Source organism: Neoaquamicrobium sediminum, from assembly GCF_040970315.1.
Lineage (GTDB): Bacteria > Pseudomonadota > Alphaproteobacteria > Rhizobiales > Rhizobiaceae > Aerobium > Aerobium sediminum.
The window spans coordinates 93449-114364 of the sequence record NZ_JAZHFV010000008.1; the positions used below are offsets into that span (position 1 = coordinate 93449).

The 20916-nt window shown below is 59.2% G+C and carries 19 protein-coding genes; 14 read left to right on the top strand and 5 right to left on the bottom strand.

The window, feature by feature from the left end; all coding sequences use genetic code 11:
* The first annotated feature begins 20 nt into the window (after nt 1-20).
* The 5 genes from V1479_RS22155 to V1479_RS22175 all read left to right on the top strand — a co-directional run bounded on the left by V1479_RS22155 (nt 21) and on the right by V1479_RS22175 (nt 4726).
* On the top strand, nt 21-500 hold the full coding sequence (locus V1479_RS22155; RefSeq protein ID WP_368804781.1) for a cupredoxin domain-containing protein: 480 nt from the start codon (nt 21-23) through the stop codon (nt 498-500).
* A gap of 24 nt (nt 501-524) precedes the next feature.
* On the top strand, nt 525-803 hold the full coding sequence (locus V1479_RS22160; protein WP_368804782.1) for a copper-binding protein: 279 nt from the start codon (nt 525-527) through the stop codon (nt 801-803).
* Between the two features lie 177 nt (nt 804-980).
* Nucleotides 981-1658 carry a winged helix-turn-helix domain-containing protein gene (locus tag V1479_RS22165; RefSeq protein ID WP_368804783.1) on the top strand — a complete coding sequence of 226 codons (678 nt, stop codon included), beginning with the start codon at nt 981-983 and terminating at the stop codon, nt 1656-1658.
* A 40-nt stretch (nt 1659-1698) separates the two neighbouring features.
* Nucleotides 1699-3012 (top strand): sensor histidine kinase, encoded by a 1314-nt coding sequence (locus V1479_RS22170; RefSeq protein ID WP_368804784.1) that lies wholly within the window; start codon nt 1699-1701, stop codon nt 3010-3012.
* A 598-nt stretch (nt 3013-3610) separates the two neighbouring features.
* Nucleotides 3611-4726 carry a porin gene (locus tag V1479_RS22175; RefSeq protein ID WP_173194297.1) on the top strand — a complete coding sequence of 372 codons (1116 nt, stop codon included), beginning with the start codon at nt 3611-3613 and terminating at the stop codon, nt 4724-4726.
* A 77-nt stretch (nt 4727-4803) separates the two neighbouring features.
* On the opposite strand, the gene V1479_RS22180 is transcribed toward V1479_RS22175, so the two are convergent.
* From V1479_RS22180 to V1479_RS22190, 3 genes are all read right to left on the bottom strand, one after another.
* Nucleotides 4804-5457: a phosphatase PAP2 family protein gene (locus tag V1479_RS22180; RefSeq protein WP_368804785.1), complete on the bottom strand. Its 654-nt coding sequence runs from the start codon at nt 5455-5457 to the stop codon at nt 4804-4806.
* Between the two features lie 125 nt (nt 5458-5582).
* Nucleotides 5583-7457, bottom strand: coding sequence for a multicopper oxidase domain-containing protein (locus tag V1479_RS22185; protein ID WP_368804786.1), 1875 nt, complete (start codon nt 7455-7457; stop codon nt 5583-5585).
* Nucleotides 7458-7732: 275 nt separating this feature from the next.
* Nucleotides 7733-8632, bottom strand: a complete 900-nt coding sequence (locus V1479_RS22190) for a LysR substrate-binding domain-containing protein (protein ID WP_173194303.1) — start codon at nt 8630-8632, stop codon at nt 7733-7735.
* A gap of 108 nt (nt 8633-8740) precedes the next feature.
* Between V1479_RS22190 and V1479_RS22195 the strand changes: the two genes are divergently transcribed.
* The 5 genes from V1479_RS22195 (at nt 8741) to V1479_RS22215 (ending at nt 14097) form a co-directional block, all read left to right on the top strand.
* Nucleotides 8741-9916, top strand: coding sequence for a trans-sulfuration enzyme family protein (locus V1479_RS22195; protein ID WP_173194305.1), 1176 nt, complete (start codon nt 8741-8743; stop codon nt 9914-9916).
* Between the two features lie 72 nt (nt 9917-9988).
* Nucleotides 9989-11011 (top strand): amino acid ABC transporter substrate-binding protein, encoded by a 1023-nt coding sequence (locus V1479_RS22200; protein WP_368804787.1) that lies wholly within the window; start codon nt 9989-9991, stop codon nt 11009-11011.
* A gap of 60 nt (nt 11012-11071) precedes the next feature.
* Entirely contained in the window at nt 11072-12232 is a 1161-nt protein-coding gene (locus V1479_RS22205; RefSeq protein WP_368804788.1) for an amino acid ABC transporter permease, read from the top strand.
* Complete coding sequence (locus V1479_RS22210; RefSeq protein WP_368804789.1) at nt 12229-13344, top strand: amino acid ABC transporter permease; 1116 nt, start codon at nt 12229-12231, stop codon at nt 13342-13344. Before V1479_RS22205 ends, V1479_RS22210 begins: the two co-directional genes overlap by 4 nt.
* A gap of 3 nt (nt 13345-13347) precedes the next feature.
* Complete coding sequence (locus tag V1479_RS22215) at nt 13348-14097, top strand: amino acid ABC transporter ATP-binding protein (RefSeq protein WP_194248642.1); 750 nt, start codon at nt 13348-13350, stop codon at nt 14095-14097.
* A 147-nt stretch (nt 14098-14244) separates the two neighbouring features.
* On the opposite strand, the gene V1479_RS22220 is transcribed toward V1479_RS22215, so the two are convergent.
* Nucleotides 14245-14448 carry a heavy-metal-associated domain-containing protein gene (locus V1479_RS22220; protein ID WP_173194312.1) on the bottom strand — a complete coding sequence of 68 codons (204 nt, stop codon included), beginning with the start codon at nt 14446-14448 and terminating at the stop codon, nt 14245-14247.
* 149 nt (nt 14449-14597) lie between these two features.
* Here V1479_RS22220 and V1479_RS22225 point away from each other — a divergent pair, with 149 nt between their 5' ends.
* The 4 genes from V1479_RS22225 to cueR are packed head-to-tail and all read left to right on the top strand — an operon-like array spanning nt 14598 to nt 19007.
* A complete protein-coding gene (locus V1479_RS22225; RefSeq protein ID WP_368804790.1) occupies nt 14598-17150 on the top strand; it encodes a heavy metal translocating P-type ATPase in 2553 nt (850 codons plus the stop codon).
* 54 nt (nt 17151-17204) lie between these two features.
* Nucleotides 17205-17471, top strand: coding sequence for a glutaredoxin family protein (locus tag V1479_RS22230; RefSeq protein ID WP_173194316.1), 267 nt, complete (start codon nt 17205-17207; stop codon nt 17469-17471).
* Nucleotides 17472-17486: 15 nt separating this feature from the next.
* On the top strand, nt 17487-18506 hold the full coding sequence (locus V1479_RS22235) for a 2Fe-2S iron-sulfur cluster-binding protein (RefSeq protein WP_173194318.1): 1020 nt from the start codon (nt 17487-17489) through the stop codon (nt 18504-18506).
* A gap of 27 nt (nt 18507-18533) precedes the next feature.
* Nucleotides 18534-19007 (top strand): Cu(I)-responsive transcriptional regulator, encoded by a 474-nt coding sequence (gene cueR / locus V1479_RS22240; RefSeq protein ID WP_173194320.1) that lies wholly within the window; start codon nt 18534-18536, stop codon nt 19005-19007.
* 180 nt (nt 19008-19187) lie between these two features.
* On the opposite strand, the gene V1479_RS22245 is transcribed toward cueR, so the two are convergent.
* Nucleotides 19188-20312: an AlbA family DNA-binding domain-containing protein gene (locus V1479_RS22245; protein ID WP_173194322.1), complete on the bottom strand. Its 1125-nt coding sequence runs from the start codon at nt 20310-20312 to the stop codon at nt 19188-19190.
* Between the last annotated feature and the right edge of the window lie 604 nt (nt 20313-20916).

The window sequence follows — 20916 nt, forward strand, 5'->3', positions numbered from 1 at the left end:
CAACAATGGAGACAGACCGAATGAAGACAGTAATCGCATCCGTCGCACTACTGATCCTGTCCGCAAGCATGGCCGCTGCCTCACCAGGCCATTCTGGTAGCCATGAGGAAATGGCGGTCGGAATTCCAGGAGACGCGAACAAGGCGACGCGAACGATCAACGTCACCATGTTTGAAAATGAAGACGGCCAGATGCTCTTTCAACCCAATACGTTCGAGGTGAAGGAAGGGCAGACCGTCCGCTTCAGCATCCTGAACAAAGGGGAACTCGACCACGAATTCGTGCTCGACCAGAAGGAAAAGAACGCCGAGCACAGGGCATTGATGATGAAGTTTCCCGAGATGGAGCACGATGATCCCAATGCCATTCGCCTGGAAGCGGGCAAGCGCGGCAACATCGTCTGGACATTCTCCAACGCGGGCATTTTTGAGTTCGCGTGCCTGATACCCGGCCACTACGAATCCGGCATGCACGGTACCGTCGAAGTTTCTGCAATGTAACTTTCACCAGAAGGAGCACAAAGAATGAAAACCAAGTTCATCATCGCCGCAGCCATAGCCGTCTCCATTGCCGCTCCGGTCATGGCACAAGAATACACGAAGGGCACGGTCAAGGAGATCAAGGCTGACCAAGAGAAGGTTACTGTGACGCACGAAGAACTCAAGAATCTCGACATGCCGGCCATGACCATGGTGTTCAAGGTCGCTGACCCGGCCATGCTCGACAAGCTTAAAGAAGGCGGCGACATCGAATTCGTGGCCGATCGCGTACGCGGAAAGCTGACGATTACGGATCTGAAATAGTCACCATTCGCGTTCAACCACCGCCCCGTCGGGGCGGTGGTTGCTGACACTACAGCGACCCCGATCGCCAAAAATCAAAAAAAGAAAACGGATACGCCCGCCCGAGCTACGCATCCAGCTCGGGTATCGCACGAGGTCATCACCGCGGGAGGCTATCTCCGAAACGGGGCGATTAATATGAGGATTTTGCTGGTCGAAGACGACAAGCGGACAAGTGACTACATTTCGAGCGGCCTAGCATCCTCGGGTCATGTAACGGACGTACTGCGCGACGGTAGGGATGCTTTAGCAGCCGGGCTGAGAGAGCCATACGATGCCGCTATTGTCGATCGAATGATCCCAGGCCTCGATGGCCTTTCCTTAGTCCGCAGCTTGCGGGCAGCCGGCGGCAAGCTCCCCATCATCCTATTGACCGCGATGGGTGGCCTCGAAGATCGGGTAGAGGGCCTCGACGCAGGTGCCGACGACTATCTTGCCAAACCGTTCGCGTTTAGCGAATTGCTTGCACGCTTGAATGCGGTTGGCAGGCGTCCACCCATCGCTCAGCAAAAAACCGTACTACGAGTGGCGGATCTGGAACTCGACCTGGTACGGCGAGTTGCAACACGGGCCGGCCATTGCGTCGAATTACTCCCACGCGAATTCGCGTTGCTGGAATTTCTCATGCAGAATGAAGGACGCGTCCTGACAAAAACGATGTTGCTGGAACGGATCTGGAACTTCAACTTTGATCCACAGAGCACCGTTGTAGAGACACATGTCAGCCGTCTCCGTGCGAAGATCGACAAGCCGTTCGCAGTTCAGTTGATCCACACGATTCGCAACACCGGATACAGTCTACATGCACCTCGGTAGACTGGTACGCAGCACTCCCTTTCGCCTTGCGGCACTGTACGTGGCACTTTTCCTGGCTTCGCTGTCTGGAGGAAATGTCGTCGCCTACAACATGGTAGCGGCCTATCTATACGAACGACTGGATTCCCACGTTATGGAACGTTATCGCGAAATCCAGTCAGCATATGAAGCCCGTGGAATAGAAGGTGCTGCCGCAATGATCGGCAGTCACGGTCCCGCAATCCGCGGCCAGGAAACGCTCTATCTCCTCCGCGGTTCCGATGGAGAATTCCTCGCGGGAAACTTCCGGGTACCCTCCGTTCCACAGGGGTTTTCGACCTTTACCGGCGAGAACGAGGACGGATCCACCACGAACTACAGGCTCTATCGAGGATCTCTTGGCGAACTGCAGTTGGTGATCGGCGTCAACTACGACGATACGAATCGCCTGAGACGGATCGCTTTGTTGAGCTTTGGCTGGGCAACCGCTGTCGTTCTGGGCGCTGGACTTGGAGGAGGAGCGCTGTTGGCATTCCGTACGCGCCGTCGCATCGCAACGTTGTCGGCAACCATGAAACTCGTCGGCGCTGGACAACTTGGGACAAGACTTCCGGTATCAGCCAGACAGGACGATCTTGATGTCCTAGCCACCGAAGTCAATGTCTCCCTAAAGCAGTTAGAAGCCAGCGTGGCCGCGATGAAACAAGTGACCACTGATATTGCCCACGATCTGAAAACACCGATCGGCAGGCTTTGCCTCACGCTTGAAGATGCCATCGACAAATCTGGGTCGGACACCGCAGCTCGGTTGCGTCTCGAAGGGGCACTTGCCGAAGTTCTTCAGATCTCGTCCACCTTCGAGGCATTGCTGAGGATCTCTCAGATAGAAGCCGGTGCGCGCCGCGGGCGTTTCGGTCTCGTGAGCCTTGAGCTACTTCTGGGGGAAATGTATGAAATCCATGAACCGATCGCGGACGAAGCGGGCAAGCAACTGAGTTTGCTTCCAGGAGGAGATAGAGGCGGATCGGAAGTCTGGGGCGACGAAGATTTGCTGCGCCAGATGTGCGCCAACTTAATTGCCAATGCCATTCGTCACACACAGAAAGGCGCCATAATCCGCCTTGCCAGCGGCTGCCATCAGGGCAGGCCCTTTCTCATGGTCGCCGACAATGGCCCCGGGATCCCGGAGGCAGAACGTACCAAGGTTTTCAAGAGATTCTACCGTTTGGAAAAGAGCAGGACGACCGAAGGAACCGGCCTTGGCCTGAGCCTGGTGAAGGCTGTTGCCGATCTGCACGGGGGACATGTTATCCTGACGGATCGCGCGCCAGGTTTGGCCGTGCGCGTAGTGTTTCCGACCAAGCTTCATGCCTGACGCTTTCACGCCGATCTACCGAAGACCAAAAAAAGCCCGCCTGTGGAGGTCAGACACACAGGCGGGCAATTTGGTCGACGAGGCAGGGATGCTGCGTCAACATCGGATACCGGCTTATGCTAGGCCGCATTTCTTGTGGCTGTTTGTCCCGAATCTTACAGATGTGTAAGAAGCCTCGACCTCACCCACGCGCTGGGGTCCAAGCAGCATCGGGTGCGAATTGTGCGGCTACTCGGGTGGTCGCCTAAACACCGCGCAGGGGCGCATCTCTGTTCTTCGGGCTTGGCTCGGCGTCAGTTCGGATACACGAAACGAACGGGCTTAACAGCAGGCTGTATCTTACCGGTACCGCCTCTGTCGACGGGCATCCACCATGCAACCAATGCGGACCAAGAGCACCGGCATGGTGCGGTGCATCGCGCGCCTGCGTTGCAGATGGGCAACACTACTTGTTCCCAACGAATGCCGCGAGCGTCCCTTACAGCAATGTAAAGTTCCCGCAAGCCTGCTGAAAAACTCGCCCGGCCTAGTCCCATTCGACGCGGTTCGTTTCGTGAAATCGCGTCGTGCTCTTCAATCCCAATCTGGAGGTGGGACCATGAATACCAAACTTATGCTTAGCTCGGTTGCCGCGCTTATGGGCGCATCCCAGGCATATGCCGCGGACCCGACCGTCTACGCCGTGCCCGAGCCCGAACCCCTCGAGTATGTCCGTATATGTGACACCTATGGGGCCGGCTTCTTCTATATTCCCGGCACCGAAACGTGTCTTTCGATCGGCGGCTACGTCTATTATCAGATCGGCGCTGAAAGTCGCGGACCAGGCGATACGCCGCCGCTCACCTTTCATCCTGGGGGCGAGCTTACCGACGGCTGGTACAAGACCGTGCGGACGCGTGTCAATTTCGATGCCCGGTCTCAGACCGATTGGGGAACGCTACGCAGTTATGTCCGCGTCGAAGCGAATTGGGACGGAACAAATGGCCTCGGCGGGGGTAGCGACGGCCCTGCCTACATTGACCAAGCCTATCTTGAACTGGGCGGCTTGCGCATGGGGTATACAGAATCCGCCTGGACGTCGACTCAGGCAGGGGGCGTTTCCAACTACCCTGGCACCCACTCGTGGGCTGGCCTCGGCTACGGCTACATGCAGCGGGCGCAGCTTTCGTACACGCATACGTTCGGCTCGGGCTATTTCGCAACCCTTTCACTGGAAGACGATGCCCTGGCAGGCAACGGCTACATTCCAGATGCCGTTGCAAAAGTCGGCGTAAATCAGGGATGGGGCGGCGCCTGGGCGCAATTCGGCTACGACGAGGACTTCCTGGGCTCGGACGGATACGCCGCTAAAGTCGGCTTGCAGTGGAACCTTCCGAATGCCACCGGCTCGTCAGTGCGTGTTGTAGGATCATATGCCAGCAACGCGAACGATTATTCGCGCGGGCAGTTCGACAAGATCAGCGCAGAGTGGTCAGCGCTTGCGTCCTACAAGCACCAATTTACGTCCAACCTGTCGGCTTCCGTGGGTGCACACTACTACCGGAATTTGCACGCTGGTCTCGTGACGACGAACCTGGATGCGTACGCTGCCGAGTTGTCGACCGTCTGGACGCCGGTCACCAATTTCGAGGTCCGGAACGAACTTGCCTACAGCAAAATCGACGGCCTCGGAGGTACAGTGTCCGGTTTCATGCGCTTTACCCGCTACTTCTGATGACTTCCAAGGCGGGCGGCAAAACCCGCCCGCCTTGGAATCCATGTTAGACCTTGGACGACGGAACGGGGTTGCTGTTACCCTTGGCCAACAGGCCTTCCGAGACGGGATGTGCCGCGATGAACGGCAGCGATCCAGAGGAGGGCGAAAAGCCAGCCTGCCAACACATCCGACGGCCAGTGCGTGCCCAGGAATACCCTGCTCACGCCGACGCCGAGCACGATTGCTGCCGCCAATATCCACACCGCCCCCTGTAGAATTCGCCCGGGCGAAGGCCACAGAACAAGCAGCGTGGATACCAAGAGCAAGGAAAGGACTGCATGGCCGCTTGGGAAGCTTGTCGCTGCAATCTCCTCTGATCCTGGCAGATGGTGGGGTTTGGCGATACCGAACGCCGTTTTGGTCAGGTATGCCAAGGCCGCCCCTCCGAGCAATGTGAGCACGGCAAAGATCGCTCGATCAATTTCTCGTCGAGCTAACAGGGTTCCGACAAGGATCGCCGAGGCCAGCACAAAAAAGTGCGGACTTCCGAGCATCGTAAGACCCCATGCCGACGCGTGGACGATGCCCGATCCCTGCCGAACATTGCCTGGGTCTCCGAGACCTGCCAGCAGCAAGCGATCAATCGCATGCATGTCAGCAAGAAAGGCCAATGCCAGCAGGCCGAACATCGCTGCGGCTAGGAACTGGTTTCGGCCGTTGAGAATAATCGCGGGTTTTTCATCGGTCATGCTTCTCCAACTACGCGACAAAGCCTAACGGCGCGTTTCGCCCCGGCGGGGAATTGCGCCAGACAGTCGATGCGAGCGCCGCATCCCATCACCTGAATTCCGACGCCACTGTCGTAGCCTTTCGTTCAGTCTGCCGAGACGTCGATCACCAGCATTAGACCGCCGCCGCCTTCCATTTCGACGTTGTTGTTTGTCGTGTGGTGAGGGATGTGGCAGTGGAGCAGCCATTTTCCTGGCTGCCGCGCTGGCCACAGCACGTCAAAGCGTTGGCCTGGTCCGACATTGACGGTATCCGCGAGGTAGCGGTTGCTCTCGGGCAGCGTCTCGCCATCGACGGCGGCGACCAGGAACGGCCCGCCGTGAATATGCATCGGATGGATTGCCATCGTGTGCGAGCCGACGAAGCGGACCTTCAGCGTCTCGCCAACCTTCAGCTTGACCGTCTCTGTCGCGGGATAGGCTTTGCCGTTGATCGTGAAGAAATTCGGCAAACCACCCTCCATTGGCATCGCCGGATAGGTCAGCCACTCGCGCTTAAGCCATTCCTGCAACTGGACGGTATATTCGGCGTCAGCTTCAATCTCATCGCCCGGCTCGCGGGGATCGATGATAAGCGTTCCATAGAGGCCCAGCGACTGCTGGCGGTCGACATGATCGTGCGTGTGGTAAAAGTAGGTGCCGTGCTGGCCCACGTCATATTCGTAGCTGTACGTCTCGCCCGGTGCGATCGGTTCCTGCGTTACATGGGCCGGCCCATCCATCTCGTTGGGCAATATCAGCCCATGCCAGTGAACTGTCGTGGTCTCGGGTAGGCTGTTTGTGACGTTGATGCGAACTCTGTCGCCCTCCGTGACGCGCAACGTCGGGCCGGGAACCTGTCCGTTGTAAGCCAGCGCATCAACATACTCTCCGGGTAGAATCTGCCATCGTATGACGGCGGCCTCGAGATCGAAGACCTTGACGCCATCCTCGACGCGTGGCTCGAGAGGGCGGCCGCCTGTTTCGTCCGGTCCGGCGCGATATGCGACGCGGCGAGGATCGACAGCGGCCATGTCACGCATCGCATCGCCGGGAGTGTCGAAATCCATGATCATCCCGGGCGGCATGATAACGTCGCCCACGTCGTGGGCGCTGAGCGCCATGTTCACCTGCGTGAACGGATAGGCAAACCCTCCGATTAGCATCAGCGTCGTAAAGGAGGCCATCGCCGTGATCTGCGTCCTCGTGGGCGCGAAGGCCAGCGAAAGGCGGCTTTCGCCGTTGCTGCCGCTCGAGTAGCCGCCAGCCGACTTCGCCTCGGCAGGCGAATGATGGTGCGCGGCGCCCGCCGCGCCGCCACGATCGGTCATGAGCCCGTGCTTCATACCCTTGGACACCATCCAGACGTTGAAGGGATAGGCCACCGAGAAGCCGACGCCGATGCCGAGTGCCATCACGCCCCAGAACAGCAACTCGCCGGGCCACATGGCGCGCATATCGCGCCCCATCATCAGCACCGCCATGACCGGTGCCATGCCGGCCATCATCGCGTTCATGCTGATGAATTCCGGGATGAACGATTTTCGCACATTCTCCCAGTAGCTTCCGCCCATCATGCGCTTCATGAACAGCGCCTGGAAAATGAACAGACCGAGCGCGAAGCCCGCCATATACTCGACGATGATGTCGACCCACATCGGCAGGCCGATGATCGCCGTCACGGCGGCGGCGATGATGATGCCGGTCGCGTCGCCGGCGACACAATGGATGGTGCTGCCTAGGCCCTGTTTCCAGAGCGGCTTGATGAACTGCTCGTGCGTACCGGGTCTCGGTTCCTTGTCCGCTAGAACATAAAGCAGCAGTCCGACCGGTCCGAGGTAGAGGGTCACGAGCACGAAGCCCCACTTCATGACGGGCGGCTCGGGATTGTGTTGGAACTGGTCCCACGCGACATAGGCGGTGCTCAGGGCAGCGAGGAGGAACCATACTGCGAGTATGTAGTCTATGGGCTGGACGAACATAACAATATCTCCTCCGAACTCAGGTTGCGTGGCCTGGCGAATCGGCTTGTCCGCGTCGATAGCAAGTCGACGTCCGTCGCTGCCAGTTCTTGAGTCTGCTTACGGGAGTTCAGTACCAAGCACATGTACGACGCGCTGGCCACGCCTTACAAAGAGGGCAACGGCTAGACCTTACATCTACTGGAAGGTCAATCGGATTCTTGCAAATCTCTTTTGCCAATTCCTATTGTCGCAAGGTTCTGCGCAGCTCGGTGGCCTCTTACGTTATGATACGACTAAAGCCAGCCAGCGGCTTGCCTGTCGCGTTCCAACTCGGCCATCCCGAGGAACGCGTCCGCCAGCCGTGATTGGGGCGCGTTTGGTGGGCGCACCAGCAGGGATCTAAATTGCGCGGAAGGACGAAAGCGCACGAGCGCCATACCGGTAAGATCGAGACCATCGAGCGAGAACGGATTGACAAGAGCAATACCGACGCCGTTGCGCACCAGATTGCAGACCGTCAACGAGTACTGCGTCTCGCTGACAATCTTCGGACGAACGCCTGCCTCCGCAAAAATGCGGTCGAAACGGCTGCGCGCAGCGTCTTCATTTGCCAAGGTCACGAACCGCTCGTTGTCAAAATCGACCGGCCTGACCGTTTGATAGCCAGCAAGGCGATGCCCCTGGGGCAAGAGGCAGACTGCGTCGGGACTGGCAAAAGGCTGCACTTCAACCCCGGCGGAGTTGATTTCATCGGCGGCGAAGCCGAGATCGTAATTGCCCGCCGCGATCTCCTCGCGAACGAATTCCGAACTTCGTACCTGCAACAGCACCGAGGAATTCGGGAACTGCCTCGCGAACCTGCCAACCACCCTTGGAAGGAAAGCATGCCCAAGCGCCGGCATGCTTACGACTCGCAAGCGGGCACCGACGAAGCTGCGAATATTCTCTGCAGCAAACCGTAGCCTTTCGATACCGGTAAACGCTCTGGTCACCTCTTCGAAAAAGGCCTTGCCCTCGGCAGTGACTTTCAGGCGCCCTCTGGACCGTTCGAACAGCGTTAGCCGTGCAGATGCCTCGAGTTCAGCGATATGCCTACTGACGGCGGGTTGTGAAATTCGCAACATTTCGGCGGCACGGCTCGCGGTGCCACAGATCATTACGGCTCGGAAGGCTTCGATCTGACGAAAGTTCATTCAGGATCTATATCAGGTTTCTGCATAGAGTCCGAACACTTCAGTATTTGAAATCATGCCAGGGTTGCCGGATGTTGGTCCTGTCCAACACAGGAACGCCGATAGCCCATGAAGCGTGACACCAAATTGCTGCATGTCGATGCCAGCGACCTTCCCTTTCCCGCACTGACCGTGCCGGTGCATCGCGGATCGACCATCGTTTTCGACACGGTGAACGAGTTCCTTGACCGCCATCGTGCGTTCTACGACGGCTATGCATACGGCCTCTACGGCCACCCCGCCCTGCGTGCCCTCGAGAAGGCGATCGCAACGTTGGAAGGCGCTGAGAAGGCGTTGATCACGCCATCCGGCATGGCCGCAATCACGCTTGTAAACCTGACCGCTCTTCAGGCGGGCGATGGGGTGCTGATTCCCACATCCGCCTATGGGCCGGCCAGGCAGGCAGCCGACGCCCTGCTTGCGCCTCTGGGCATCGACGTGACCTTCTACCCACCGGATGCGGACGTCTCCACCCTCATATCCTACCGGACCCGCTTGGTATGGGTAGAAGCTCCGGGGTCCTTTGGAATGGAGATGCAGGATGTGCCGGCCATCGTCGCAGCCGCCCATGCCCGGGGCGCAGAGGTGGCGGCCGACGCAACGTGGGCCTCACCACTTGGATTCCAAGCTCTTTCGCACGGCGTAGACTATGCCGTTCAGGCCCTATCGAAATATGTGAGCGGCCATTCCGATGTCCTCATGGGATCAGTCGCCGTTGCAGATCAATCGCGCTTCCGGCGGCTCAAGGACCGGATGAAGGCTCTGGGTTACGGCGTCTCGCCCGACGACTGCTACCTCACGCTACGTGGTCTTGGAACGCTATCCGTGCGCATGGATCGGCAATCGGCCACGGCATTGGAACTCGCACGATGGCTCGACGGGCGTGATGGGGTAACTCGAGTTCTGCACCCGGCCCTGGTCAACGACCCAGGCCACCCGATATGGCTTCGCGACTTTGCAGGTGCCGGAAGCGTATTCTCGGTCCTGCTTGACCCCAGGTACTCCAACAACTTGGCCGCGTTTCTCGAACAGCTCAGCATTTTCCGCATCGGCGCAAGCTGGGGTGGACTGCACAGCCTGGTGGCGCCGGCAGACATGCGCGCGATGCGGAGCAGTTCGAACTGGGCAGATACAGGCCCGCTCGTACGAATAAGTATCGGACTGGAAGCAGCGGAGGATCTCCGCGACGATCTGGAACTCGGCCTCGAACGGTACATGCGCCAATTCGAGAATGCCGCCCAGTAAGAACCGCGCGACTGGTCGCAGCGCCACGACCGAGTAGATGAAGTGCTAAACGGCGCAATGGAGGAGATGGATATGAAAGAACTGAAGCCTCTATACCTTGCGGCTGCCGCAATCGCGATGCCGTTTACCGCACATGCTGGCGTCACAATCGATACCATCAAGCAGCGGGGCGAGCTGAACTGCGGCGTCAGCACCGGCACGTCGATCGGCAAGAGCACGCTTGATGACCAGGGCAACTGGACGGGCTTCGAGGCGGATTTTTGCCGAGCGGTCGCGGCCGCCGTTCTTGGCGACGGCACAAAGGTGAACTTCGTTCCGCTCGAGTTCAAGAATGCCTTTGCCTCGCTCCAGTCGTCAAGCGTCGACATGCTCGCCCGGTCGGCAACGTGGACCTTTTCGCGCGACAACGATCTCGCCTTTGAGTGGGCTGGAGTTTACCTCTACGACGGACAGGGGTTCCTGGTCAGCAAGGATAGCGGCATTGCAGAAGCGGCTCAGCTATCCGGAGCCTCGATCTGCGTAACCTCGGGCACCACCACCGAGCTCAATCTGGCGGACTATTTCCGCGCCAACGGCCTGGAATATACGCCGATCACCGTAAGCTCCCCTGACCAAAGCACAGCCAATCTCGAGGCTGGCCGCTGTGACGCATACACCAACGAAGTTGGCGGCCTTGCTTCCTATCGTCTCGGCCTCTCGGAACCGGACAACTACGTCATTTTGCCGGACATAATTTCCAAGGAGCCGCTGGGGCCCGTGGTGCGCCAAGACGATCCGCAATTCGAGGATGTCGTCGAATGGACACTTTATGCACTGATTATCGGTGAAGAGTTGGGAATTACTCAAGCTAACGCAGTCGAAATGGCAGAAACCGCATCAAAGCCGGAAGTTAAACGTCTTCTCGGTTCGGAAGGTGGTTTCGGCGCGATGATGGGCGTTGAAAACGACTGGGCCGTCAACGTCATTTCGGCTGTCGGGAATTACGAAGAGTTGTTCGAGCGCACCCTCGGCTCCAAGAGCAAAGCCAACGTCGAGCGCGGGAGAAACAAACTCTGGTCCGAAGGCGGCCTGCTCTACGCTCCCCCGGTGCGCTGAGCCGTGTCAACCTTGGCCGAGGCGGTGAGCCCTTCTCCACCATCCGCGATAGACGATGCAATGGGGAAGCGATTCAACAACCGTGAGCGACGAGTGCAACGGCGCCGTCGTGCGCTCATTTATCAGGTTCTGGTCGTTCTCTGCGCTGCATTCGCATTCGGCTATTTCAGCCTTAATGTCGTGCGCAACCTGGAGGCGACCGGGCTCACCGGCGGATTCAGCTTCCTTTGGCAAGAAGCCGGCTTTTCCATGAGCTTCAGCTTGATCCCGATGACCGCCGAGGCGACATACGGGCGGATTTATATAGCCGGCATCCTGAACACTTTGTTCGTGGCCAGCATGGCGCTCGTTCTGGCAACCCTCCTCGGCGTCGCCGTCGGGCTTGCGCGGAGCGCGCCGGCCAGACCTATCCGGGTCATGGCAAAAGTCTATGTCGAGGCGGTCCGCAACGTTCCGCTCCTCCTGATCCTTATCTTCACGCAAACGGTGGCGCTACGATCGCTTCCCGTTGTGCGCGACGCCCTCAACCTCGGCGGCGGCTTCTTTCTCAGCAATCGCGGCATCTATCTTCCCGCTCCCCTCGCAGGACCAAACACCACGTTTGCTGCAGGTCTATTTGTTCTTGGATTGGTATCCGCTGTAGCTGCCTATCTGACGCGCCCTCGCGTACCAGTCAGCCGGGCACGAGAAAGAGCACCTATGTTGGTCGCAGCCATGCTTGCCGCAGGTTCGATGCTGGCCGCAGCAGTACTTCTCGAGTGGGAACGCCCAAAACTAGGCGGGTTCGATTTCAACGGCGGTATAAAGCTCATGCCCGAGTTGGTGGCCTTGCTTGTCGCGCTTGTCGTCTACAATGCCGCCTTCATCGCCGAAATCGTCCGGGCAGGGATAATCAGCGTCGACAAGGGGCAGGTTGAAGCGGCCCGTGCGCTCGGTTTCAGGCATGGCTTCATCCAACGCCGCATCGTGTTGCCGCAGGCAATGCGCCTGATGATTCCGCCAATCACCAATCAATACGTGCATCTTGTAAAAGCTTCCTCGTTGGCGACGGTTGTAGGTTTTCCCGATCTCGTGAACGTCTTCCTCGGCACCTCGCTCAACCAGACTGGCCGCGCTGTCGAGATCGTCATCCTGACGGCGCTTGTATATCTGACGATCAACGTCGCGCTTGGGTCGGCCTCCGCGGCATACAACAGTCGAAAAGGGTTGAAGCAGCGATGACGATAGACGCTGTTGCATTACACCGGAGCCGGCCCCCTGGCGGACCCAAACCGAACCTGGCATGGTCCGCCTTCAAAACACTGCGCGACCGTCCCTTCAGCATGGCAGTATGGGCGATCTTCCTGCTGGCCTTGGCCATGTTGGTTCCCGCGCTCCTGCAGTGGGCCATATTTGATGCGACCTGGTCAGCCGAAAACCGGCAAGGCTGCGATCCGGATGGAGCATGCTGGGCCTTTGTAATAAGCCGGCTACCGCAGTTTGCCTTCGGGTTCTTCCCTTCACAGGAGCGCTGGCGCGCCGCCGTCGCGCTACTGGCACCGATCATCGCCCTGGGCCTGGCCCTCGGCCCCGCTTTCCGATGGCGCACACCGATCGTCGTATTTGTATTGGCAACTTATCCAGTCTTCTCGACCCTGATCCTGCATGGCGAACTGCTTGGACTGACGCTCGTCCCCACGACCCAGTGGGGAGGCATGACGATGACCGTCTACGTCGGAACCGTGGCATTCGTATCGGCCTTCCCCATTGGTTTCCTACTGGCACTTGCCCGCATGTCACGCTTGCCAGCGTTGTATGTGCTCGCAACTGTCTTCATCGAGGTCTGGCGTGGCTTACCACTGATCGCGGTCCTATTTATCGCCGTGGTTATGGTGCCGCTAATCTTGCCGCCGGGAACGGAATTTCCCCGTCTCGCGCTGGCACTGATCGGGATTTCGCTGTACACCTCGTCCTACCTCGCGGAGGTGTTCCGTGGCGGGCTGCAAAGCATCGGCAAGGGACAGGGTGAAGCCGCGGCCGCGCTCGGCTTCACATTCTGGAACGCGCAGGCATACATCCTCATCCCTCAGGCGATCAGAGCGGTGCTACCCGGCATCCTCAATACCGTGGTGGCGCTCTTCAAGGATACCACCTATGTCCTGGTCGTCGGCCTTTTTGACTTCCTCAACATTGTCACCGCAGCGATCGCTGATCCCCAATGGCTTGGACTGGCGACAGAAGGATATGTGTTTGTCGGTCTAGTCTATTGGAGCTTCTGTTTCTTTCTCACGCGTGTCGGCGACAGTCTGGAGCGCCGTCTCGGCGAGGGCCAATCTAGAGCTGCGGGGGTATGAGCTTTGCCGGAAAACGAAATTCCTACAATCACGGTTGAAGGGCTGTCGAAATCGTTCGGCGGCTTTCAAGCTCTGGTCGACATAGAGTTGACGGTAGGACGTGGTCGATGCCTCGTGCTTTGCGGTCCGTCCGGTTCCGGCAAGTCCACGCTTCTGCGCTGTCTGAATGGCTTGGAAGATTGGGACACCGGAGAGGTTCGGTTCGGTGCCAACCCCGTCGGCCACAGGGCACGAGACCTCGTCGCGTTGCGCAGGAAGGTTGGCATGGTTTTTCAGAACTTCAATCTCTTTCCGCATCTTACGGTGCTCGACAATGTCGCTCTCCCGCCAAGAATCAATATGCGGCTCTCGCGCGACGAGTCGGAGACACGCGCGGCGTCGCTGCTTGCAACGGTCGGTCTTGCTGGGCACGCGCACAAAATGCCCGCATCGCTTTCTGGCGGTCAGCAGCAGAGAGTTGCCATTGCGCGTGCATTGGCCATGAAGCCGGAAGTACTCCTGTTCGACGAGCCGACGTCGGCACTTGACCCTGAAGCAATCGGCGGCGTGCTCGAACTGATGGTGGAGTTGGCCGAAGCAGGAAGCACGATGATCGTGGTCACGCACGAAATGGGCTTCGCTCGGCGCGTCTGTCATGATGTGGTGTTCATGGCCGAGGGCCGGATCGTGGAGAAGGCCCCGCCCAACGAATTCTTCGGCTCGCCCCAAACTTCGAGAGCGCGCGATTTTGTCGCCCAGATTTGCCAAAGTTGAGATGCTTCCGCACCCGGCAGGTCCGGAAGCATCGATCCCAGCGCCCGAGCAGGTTGCGTCCATTCCGGTTCACACATCGAAATGGGCGCAATCACACCGGCGGACACATTGAACATCCACCGCGACGCCTGCGGCCGACTGGCGTCCTCAGCCTGCTACCTGTACCGCCGGATAGCCAGCTTCCTCCAGAACCGCGAGGAAACGCTGCTCATCAGCGGCACTCTCTACCGTGACTTCGCGCGAGCCCGGATCGGCCGAAATCCTTGCCTGAGCATCGACGCTCTGCAGGGCCTTGGTAACCGAACCGGCGCAGCCGCCGCAGGTCATGTTGGGGATGTTGAAACGAAGCATTTTGGTGGTCTCCTTATTGCTCACTCGTCAAAAGCTAGGGTTTGCCACCGTGGTAAGGTCAAGGTGAAAAAAAGATCCGGCGCCCCATTGACCTTCCAATCGTTGGAAGCCCCACCTTCCGTCCATTCGATTCAACAGGAGTGGATGCAATGGCTGCCACAAACGCGCTTCAGCGCAAAGAAACACGTTTCCCCGGGAGCGATGGAACAATCACGATTCCCATCGAAGGCATGACCTGCGCGTCGTGCGTCGGTCGCGTCGAGAGAGCATTGAAAGCAACGCCAGGCATTGCCGCTGCTTCAGTCAACCTTGCGACAGAACGTGCGGAAGTCACATTTTCAGGTGAGCCGGATGTCGCCGGTGTTGTGCGAGCGATTGAAAGCTCGGGGTATGCCGTTCGCGGGGAAACGACCGAACTGGCGATTGACGGCATGACCTGCGCGTCGTGTGTCGGTCGGGTTGAGAAAGCGCTTGCCCGCCTTTCCGGCGTAACGAGTGCTACCGTCAACCTGGCGACCGAGCGCGCCCATGTGGAATATGTCCCCGGCGCGCTGACCCTCGGCGATCTCGTGGCAGCCGTCGAGGCCACCGGTTACGAAGCGCGCCCGCTCACGGACAACGCCCCTGCCGACATCGAAGGAGAGCGGCGGGAAGCGGAAACGCAGGGGCTTCGCCGCGATCTTCTGGTTGCGGCTGTTCTGACCCTGCCGGTGTTCGTGCTCGAAATGGGCTCCCACGTTGTGCCGGGCATGCATCACTGGGTCATGACGACGATCGGCCATCCGCAAGCCTGGTATCTGCAGTTCGCTTTGACCAGCCTGGTGTTGTTCGGCCCTGGCCTGCGGTTCTTCAAGAAGGGCGTGCCCGCGCTCCTGCGCGGCGCACCCGACATGAACTCCCTGGTGGCGCTCGGGACAGCGGCCGCCTACGGCTATTCTCTTGTCGCAACATTTGTTCCCAGTGTCCTCCCGCAGGGCACCGCAAATGTCTATTACGAAGCGGCCGCCGTAATCGTGACCCTCATCCTGCTCGGCCGCTACCTTGAGGCGCGTGCGAAAGGCAGAACCTCGGAAGCGATCAAGCGACTGATGGGGCTTCAGGCAAAGACAGCGCGTGTTCTGCGCGATGGCGAGGCAGTCGAAATCCCGCTTACGGAGGTTCAGCCGGGCGACGTCGTTCAGGTCCGTCCGGGCGAGCGAGTCCCGGTCGACGGCCTAATCGTCGAAGGCTCGAGCTATGTCGACGAAAGCATGATCACAGGCGAACCGATCCCGGTTGCGAAGAGTGTCGACGCCGAAGTCGTCGGCGGCACAATCAACAAGACAGGTTCATTCTCCTTTCGTGCGGAAAAGGTCGGCGCGGACACTGTCCTCGCGCAGATCATCCGCATGGTCGAGCAGGCGCAAGGTTCCAAGCTGCCGATCCAGGCAATCGTCGACAAGGTCACGATGTGGTTCGTGCCGGCGGTCATGGCAGCAGCTACACTCACATTCCTGGTCTGGCTCGTTTTCGGCCCTGACCCGGCACTGACTTTCGCGCTTGTGAATGCTGTCGCGGTGCTGATCATTGCCTGCCCCTGCGCCATGGGTCTGGCAACGCCGACATCGATCATGGTCGGAACGGGCCGCGCGGCGGAAATGGGCGTGCTGTTCCGCCGGGGCGAGGCACTGCAGGCGCTGCGCGACGTGAACGTCATAGCCCTCGACAAGACCGGCACGCTCACCAAGGGCCGGCCCGAGCTCACCGACTTCGTGACTGTGAATGGGTACACGGAAGATGAGGCCCTGGCGCTGATTGCGGCAGTGGAGGCGCGTTCCGAGCATCCGATTGCGGAAGCAATTGTGGGCAGCGCAAGGAAGCGCGGACTGTCGCTTGCCGCGACTGAAACGTTCGACGCGCTTCCCGGCTTCGGCGTCTCGGCTATTGTAGAGGGTCACCGAGTAGAGGTCGGTGCCGACCGGTACATGACGAAGCTCGGCTACGATGTATCCGATCTGCTGCCGGCAGCCCGACGCATGGCTGGCGAGGGCAAGAGCCCGCTCTACGCGGCCATAGACGGCAAGCCGGCTGCGGTGATCGCAGTCGCCGATCCGATTAAGCCGACCACGCCAGATGCGATCAGGGCATTGCACGGGCTTGGTCTGAAGGTGGCGATGATCACGGGCGACAATGGAGGCACGGCAAACGCCATTGCACGTCAGCTCGGCATCGACGAAGTTGTTGCCGACGTACTGCCCGACGGCAAGGTCAACGCGGTGAAGCGGCTGAGGCAGGGCGGGCGCGCGGTCGCTTTCGTGGGCGACGGCATCAACGACGCGCCGGCGCTTGCCGAGGCTGATGTCGGCCTCGCGATCGGCACCGGCACGGATGTGGCGATCGAATCGGCTGATGTGGTGCTGATGTCCGGCGACCTGCGTGGTGTCACCAACGCCATTGCGCTCAGCAAGGCGACCCTTCGCAACATCGGCCAGAACTTGTTCTGGGCCTTCGGTTACAACACGCTTCTGATCCCGGTCGCCGCGGGAGTTCTCTATCCGACGTACGGCATGCTTCTGTCGCCGGTCATCGCGGCAGGCGCGATGGCACTTTCCAGCGTCTTCGTGCTCGGCAATGCGCTGCGCCTGAAGTCCTTCCGGGCGCCGGTTCCGATCGGCGCCCAGGAAGGGCGGCTCGGCACGCCTCATCCAGTTCCGGCCGAATGACTGTCTGAAGCCGCCATCCGGCGGGCTGCCCCCCAATCCCCGAGGAGTTTCGATATGAACAGCCAACAGCACGCATGGATCGTCGTTTACACAACACCGACCTGCCCCGACTGCCACGCACTGAAAGCCTGGCTCAATGCGCAAGGCATTCCTTTCGTCGAGAAGGATCTGACCGATCCCGCGATCGCCGAGGAGGCCAAGACAAGAACCGGTGTTCGCGTGGCGCCGATCACCATCATCGGCGACCGGATTCTTTTCGGAACATTCGCCGCGCAGAAGCCGGGCATCCTAAGCGCTCTCGGCGCTTCGAAAGCTGCATGAAGCGGAGCCTTTGCCATGACCAGACGCGTCGACATTTTACCAGCCCGCCGCAAGATCGAGGTGCCTGAGGGCCGCACGATCCTGGAAGCGGCGTTAGCGGAAGGCATCCCCTACCCTCACGGTTGCCGCTCCGGCAGATGCGGCTCTTGCAAATCTCGTCTCGTCTCCGGTCAGGTCGATTTGCTTGAACATACCCGGTTTGCACTCTCCGATGAGGAAAAGGCGGAGGGTTTCGTGCTTGCTTGCCGGGCATTGCCAAAGGTGGATTCGCGTATCGCATGGCTGGGCGGCAGCGCCGAGACAGCCGACCATCCGCGCCGCAAGCTGCACTGCCGCGTCGTAGCACTCGACGACGCCACGCATGACATCAAGCGCATCCGGCTGGCTATCGAGGATGGCGGGCCATTCGCGTTTACCGCAGGGCAATACGCCCGCCTGACCCTTCCCGGCGCCCCGTCGCGCGACTATTCAATGGCCAACAAACCTGGCGAACAGGAGCTTGAGTTTCATGTTCGCCGCGTTCCAGGCGGCGAAACGAGCACTCACATAGCCTTGAACCTCAAAGTCGGTGACACGCTCCAGGTCGACGGACCCTTCGGCTCATCCTATCTACGTGAGATGCATACCGGACCGATCCTCTGCATCGCCGGCGGTTCCGGCCTAGCGCCGATCAAGTCAATCGTCGAAACCGCGCTCGAGCACGGCATGAAGCAGCCGATCCATATCTACGTCGGAGCGCGATCAGAACGCGACCTCTATCTCGTAGACCATTTCGAAACATTGTCGAGGCGACACCACAATCTTAGTGTTAGTGCCGTTTTGTCGGATGCCTCGCCACAGAGCATATGGCGTACCGGTTTTGTGACCGATGCCGTCGCAGAAGATTTACGTGACCTTGATGGTTGGAAAGCCTACGTCGCGGGCCCGCCGGCCATGGTCGACGCAGCTTTCCAGATATTGAGCGACCGGGGACTGCGGACACAGGATCTTCATGCGGACGTATTCTTCACACCCGACGAGGCGAATGCGGCTTGAGCCGCGTAATGGAAGGACAGGACAGCGATGAATATTGGGCAGGCAGCGAAGGCTTCCGGCGTCTCGGCGAAGATGATCCGCTACTACGAGACCACCGGCCTGATCGCGAAAGCATATCGAACGGATGCCGGCTACCGGAACTACGAAGACCAGGACGTTCATACGCTCCGCTTCATCCGGCGGGCACGCGATCTGGGCTTTACGGTCGAGCAGATCGGTGGACTTCTCACTCTTTGGCAAGACCGCAGCAGAGCAAGTGCCGATGTCAAGGCGCTGGCCCTCTCGCACATTGCTGAACTGAAAGCAAAAATCATCGAACTGGAAGCCATGACCCGGACACTCGAACACCTCGCCGATCACTGTGTTGGCGATGACAGACCCGAATGCCCGATCATCGAAGATCTGGCTCACAAGTCCGGTGCATTTGCGGGCGACGGCAAGCACAGACCAGCGCCACGCTTTGGTGAAGCTGGAGGACGCCCTGCGGCCCGACAGATTTGATCTACGCTCCGAAACGCCGAGGTCTTTACATCTCAATGCTGTCGAGACGTTTTTAGCGTCCCGCGGCAGATTTTCTTTGAATTCACGTGCTTTGTCCATGCCGTCGAATATCAGGTCGGCGTACACTGAAAGTAACGGTCGAAGTCCCAGGCATTGGACGTGCACCTTGCAACTGTCGGATCATGGCATGCCTGGTCCGCCCCTCGACAAAGTCATAGGACCAGACATGGCGGGGACTGCTGCTGGCAGCTTGGCCAAGTACGCTTCGATCGTCTTCTTAGAGGCGAAGCTATGCAGTGCCTTGAGCGGATCGGCTCGGATCGCATCCTTCAATGCAGTAATGCCGGTGCGGGTGATATATCGCCGCTTCACTTTTGCATCGTATTCATGGTGCGGCAGCTCCATTAGCTCGAATGCCTTGAGCAGAGGAAGGACACCGCTCTGGTTTAGCGTGACCTCGTCGCCGCACACCTCATGCACGACATCGGCAAGCGCCGCAGCGGCTTCGGAAGGAAGATTCTTATCAGCGTCTTCGAGAGGTGCCCGTATGACTTCACCTAACGAGACTTTGCCGACGACCATGTACGCCGGCGAGCCCTCATCCTCCTTCTCAGTGAAGCGCCCCTCCTCGATGAAGTTCATCGACCGGGCGGTCTCCTGCGATACATAGAGATTGGTGGATCTATTCGCGTCGCCGAACGTCGTGATGTCCACGACGCCGGCCCGCTCGACGCCTACGCGCTCGACTGCCTCGATCGTCTCCAACAGCATTGTCATACGGCGCTGCTCACGGTCGTCCAGCAGTGCCTTTAGTTCAGGATACCCGATTGCAGACGTGCGCGCTGTGTACCGATAGTATATCGCCGCCTCGGTGATTACTGGTTCGGTCACTTTCTTACCAGCCGCATCGGTGTAAGCGCGGTTCCGCGTCTTCGTACAGATTAGCGGTCGATCGAGAGCCGGCTCGACGGAGATGGCGAACAACGTCTTGCCGTCGACCTCGTACGTCCTGCTCTCAAAAGCCAGCTCCGGTGCGAAATCCTGGCGTAGCAACGTCGTGATGTCAGCCTCATCAGCGATGTCCGCTGGCGGAGTTCCGACGATGACACGCGGGTTGTTGTCGACGCCGAAGACGATGACGCCGCCCTGAGCGTTGGCGAAAGCAGCCATCGTGCGCTCATACGCCGGTAGGTTGTTCCGAACGAATGCCTGCTTAAATTCGAGGCGCTTGCTCTCGCGGCTGGTGACTCGCAGTGTGTCAGCGTCGTAAGCGATCAGATCTGACAGTACTGCCGGCAACGTCATTGCGTCCCTCGAAGTGCAGCTAATTCACTTTAGCTTCTGTCGTCACACAAACTCATCGCGCGCTAAAGAGCAATGGCGGCTGGTCTGGTTTGCTCTGATTGCTGCCATTGAAGCGTCCAGTATCTCTCGATGCGGACTCGAGCGCTAAGAAACGGCTGCTCTTGGTTGGCGCGGCCTGACCGCGAATGGCGGAGGCAGAAACCGTCCCTGAAATCAGCTTGCATTCAATAGCAGCTATTGGGGCGTCGTCACCCAATACCAGACTGTCCGGTGTCGGCCCCGTGACTGCCGCGGACGATGCTGTATTCGATGAGCACGGTAGTTACGCCCGCGACGTATTGGCCGCAAGAACTTTTACAGAACATCCGGACAGTCCGAATCGCATGTCGTGATCGCATCGCTCGCTTCCGCGCGTGTAGCTCTGATAAGGTTAGACATGCCGAAGACAATTCTGATCTTTTCTGACGGAACTGGGCAAATTGGCGGCATGAAGCCGGACGAGCGGCTAAGAGGCCGTTTCGAAAAGGGTTGAGCGGTCGAGGTTCGCATGATTCCAAGCGGTTTGCTGACCTGCCTGGAGAATGTCATGTGGACCCCGACCACC

Coding starts and splice junctions, on each gene's coding strand:
- V1479_RS22155 (WP_368804781.1), top strand. CDS start 21: ATGAAGACAGTAATCGCATCCGTCGCACTACTGATCCTGTCCGCAAGC.
- V1479_RS22160 (WP_368804782.1), top strand. CDS start 525: ATGAAAACCAAGTTCATCATCGCCGCAGCCATAGCCGTCTCCATTGCC.
- V1479_RS22165 (WP_368804783.1), top strand. CDS start 981: ATGAGGATTTTGCTGGTCGAAGACGACAAGCGGACAAGTGACTACATT.
- V1479_RS22175 (WP_173194297.1), top strand. CDS start 3,611: ATGAATACCAAACTTATGCTTAGCTCGGTTGCCGCGCTTATGGGCGCA.
- V1479_RS22180 (WP_368804785.1), bottom strand. CDS start 5,457: ATGACCGATGAAAAACCCGCGATTATTCTCAACGGCCGAAACCAGTTC.
- V1479_RS22185 (WP_368804786.1), bottom strand. CDS start 7,457: ATGTTCGTCCAGCCCATAGACTACATACTCGCAGTATGGTTCCTCCTC.
- V1479_RS22190 (WP_173194303.1), bottom strand. CDS start 8,632: ATGAACTTTCGTCAGATCGAAGCCTTCCGAGCCGTAATGATCTGTGGC.
- V1479_RS22195 (WP_173194305.1), top strand. CDS start 8,741: ATGAAGCGTGACACCAAATTGCTGCATGTCGATGCCAGCGACCTTCCC.
- V1479_RS22200 (WP_368804787.1), top strand. CDS start 9,989: ATGAAAGAACTGAAGCCTCTATACCTTGCGGCTGCCGCAATCGCGATG.
- V1479_RS22205 (WP_368804788.1), top strand. CDS start 11,072: ATGGGGAAGCGATTCAACAACCGTGAGCGACGAGTGCAACGGCGCCGT.
- V1479_RS22210 (WP_368804789.1), top strand. CDS start 12,229: ATGACGATAGACGCTGTTGCATTACACCGGAGCCGGCCCCCTGGCGGA.
- V1479_RS22220 (WP_173194312.1), bottom strand. CDS start 14,448: ATGCTTCGTTTCAACATCCCCAACATGACCTGCGGCGGCTGCGCCGGT.
- V1479_RS22225 (WP_368804790.1), top strand. CDS start 14,598: ATGGCTGCCACAAACGCGCTTCAGCGCAAAGAAACACGTTTCCCCGGG.
- V1479_RS22230 (WP_173194316.1), top strand. CDS start 17,205: ATGAACAGCCAACAGCACGCATGGATCGTCGTTTACACAACACCGACC.
- V1479_RS22235 (WP_173194318.1), top strand. CDS start 17,487: ATGACCAGACGCGTCGACATTTTACCAGCCCGCCGCAAGATCGAGGTG.
- cueR (WP_173194320.1), top strand. CDS start 18,534: ATGAATATTGGGCAGGCAGCGAAGGCTTCCGGCGTCTCGGCGAAGATG.
- V1479_RS22245 (WP_173194322.1), bottom strand. CDS start 20,312: ATGACGTTGCCGGCAGTACTGTCAGATCTGATCGCTTACGACGCTGAC.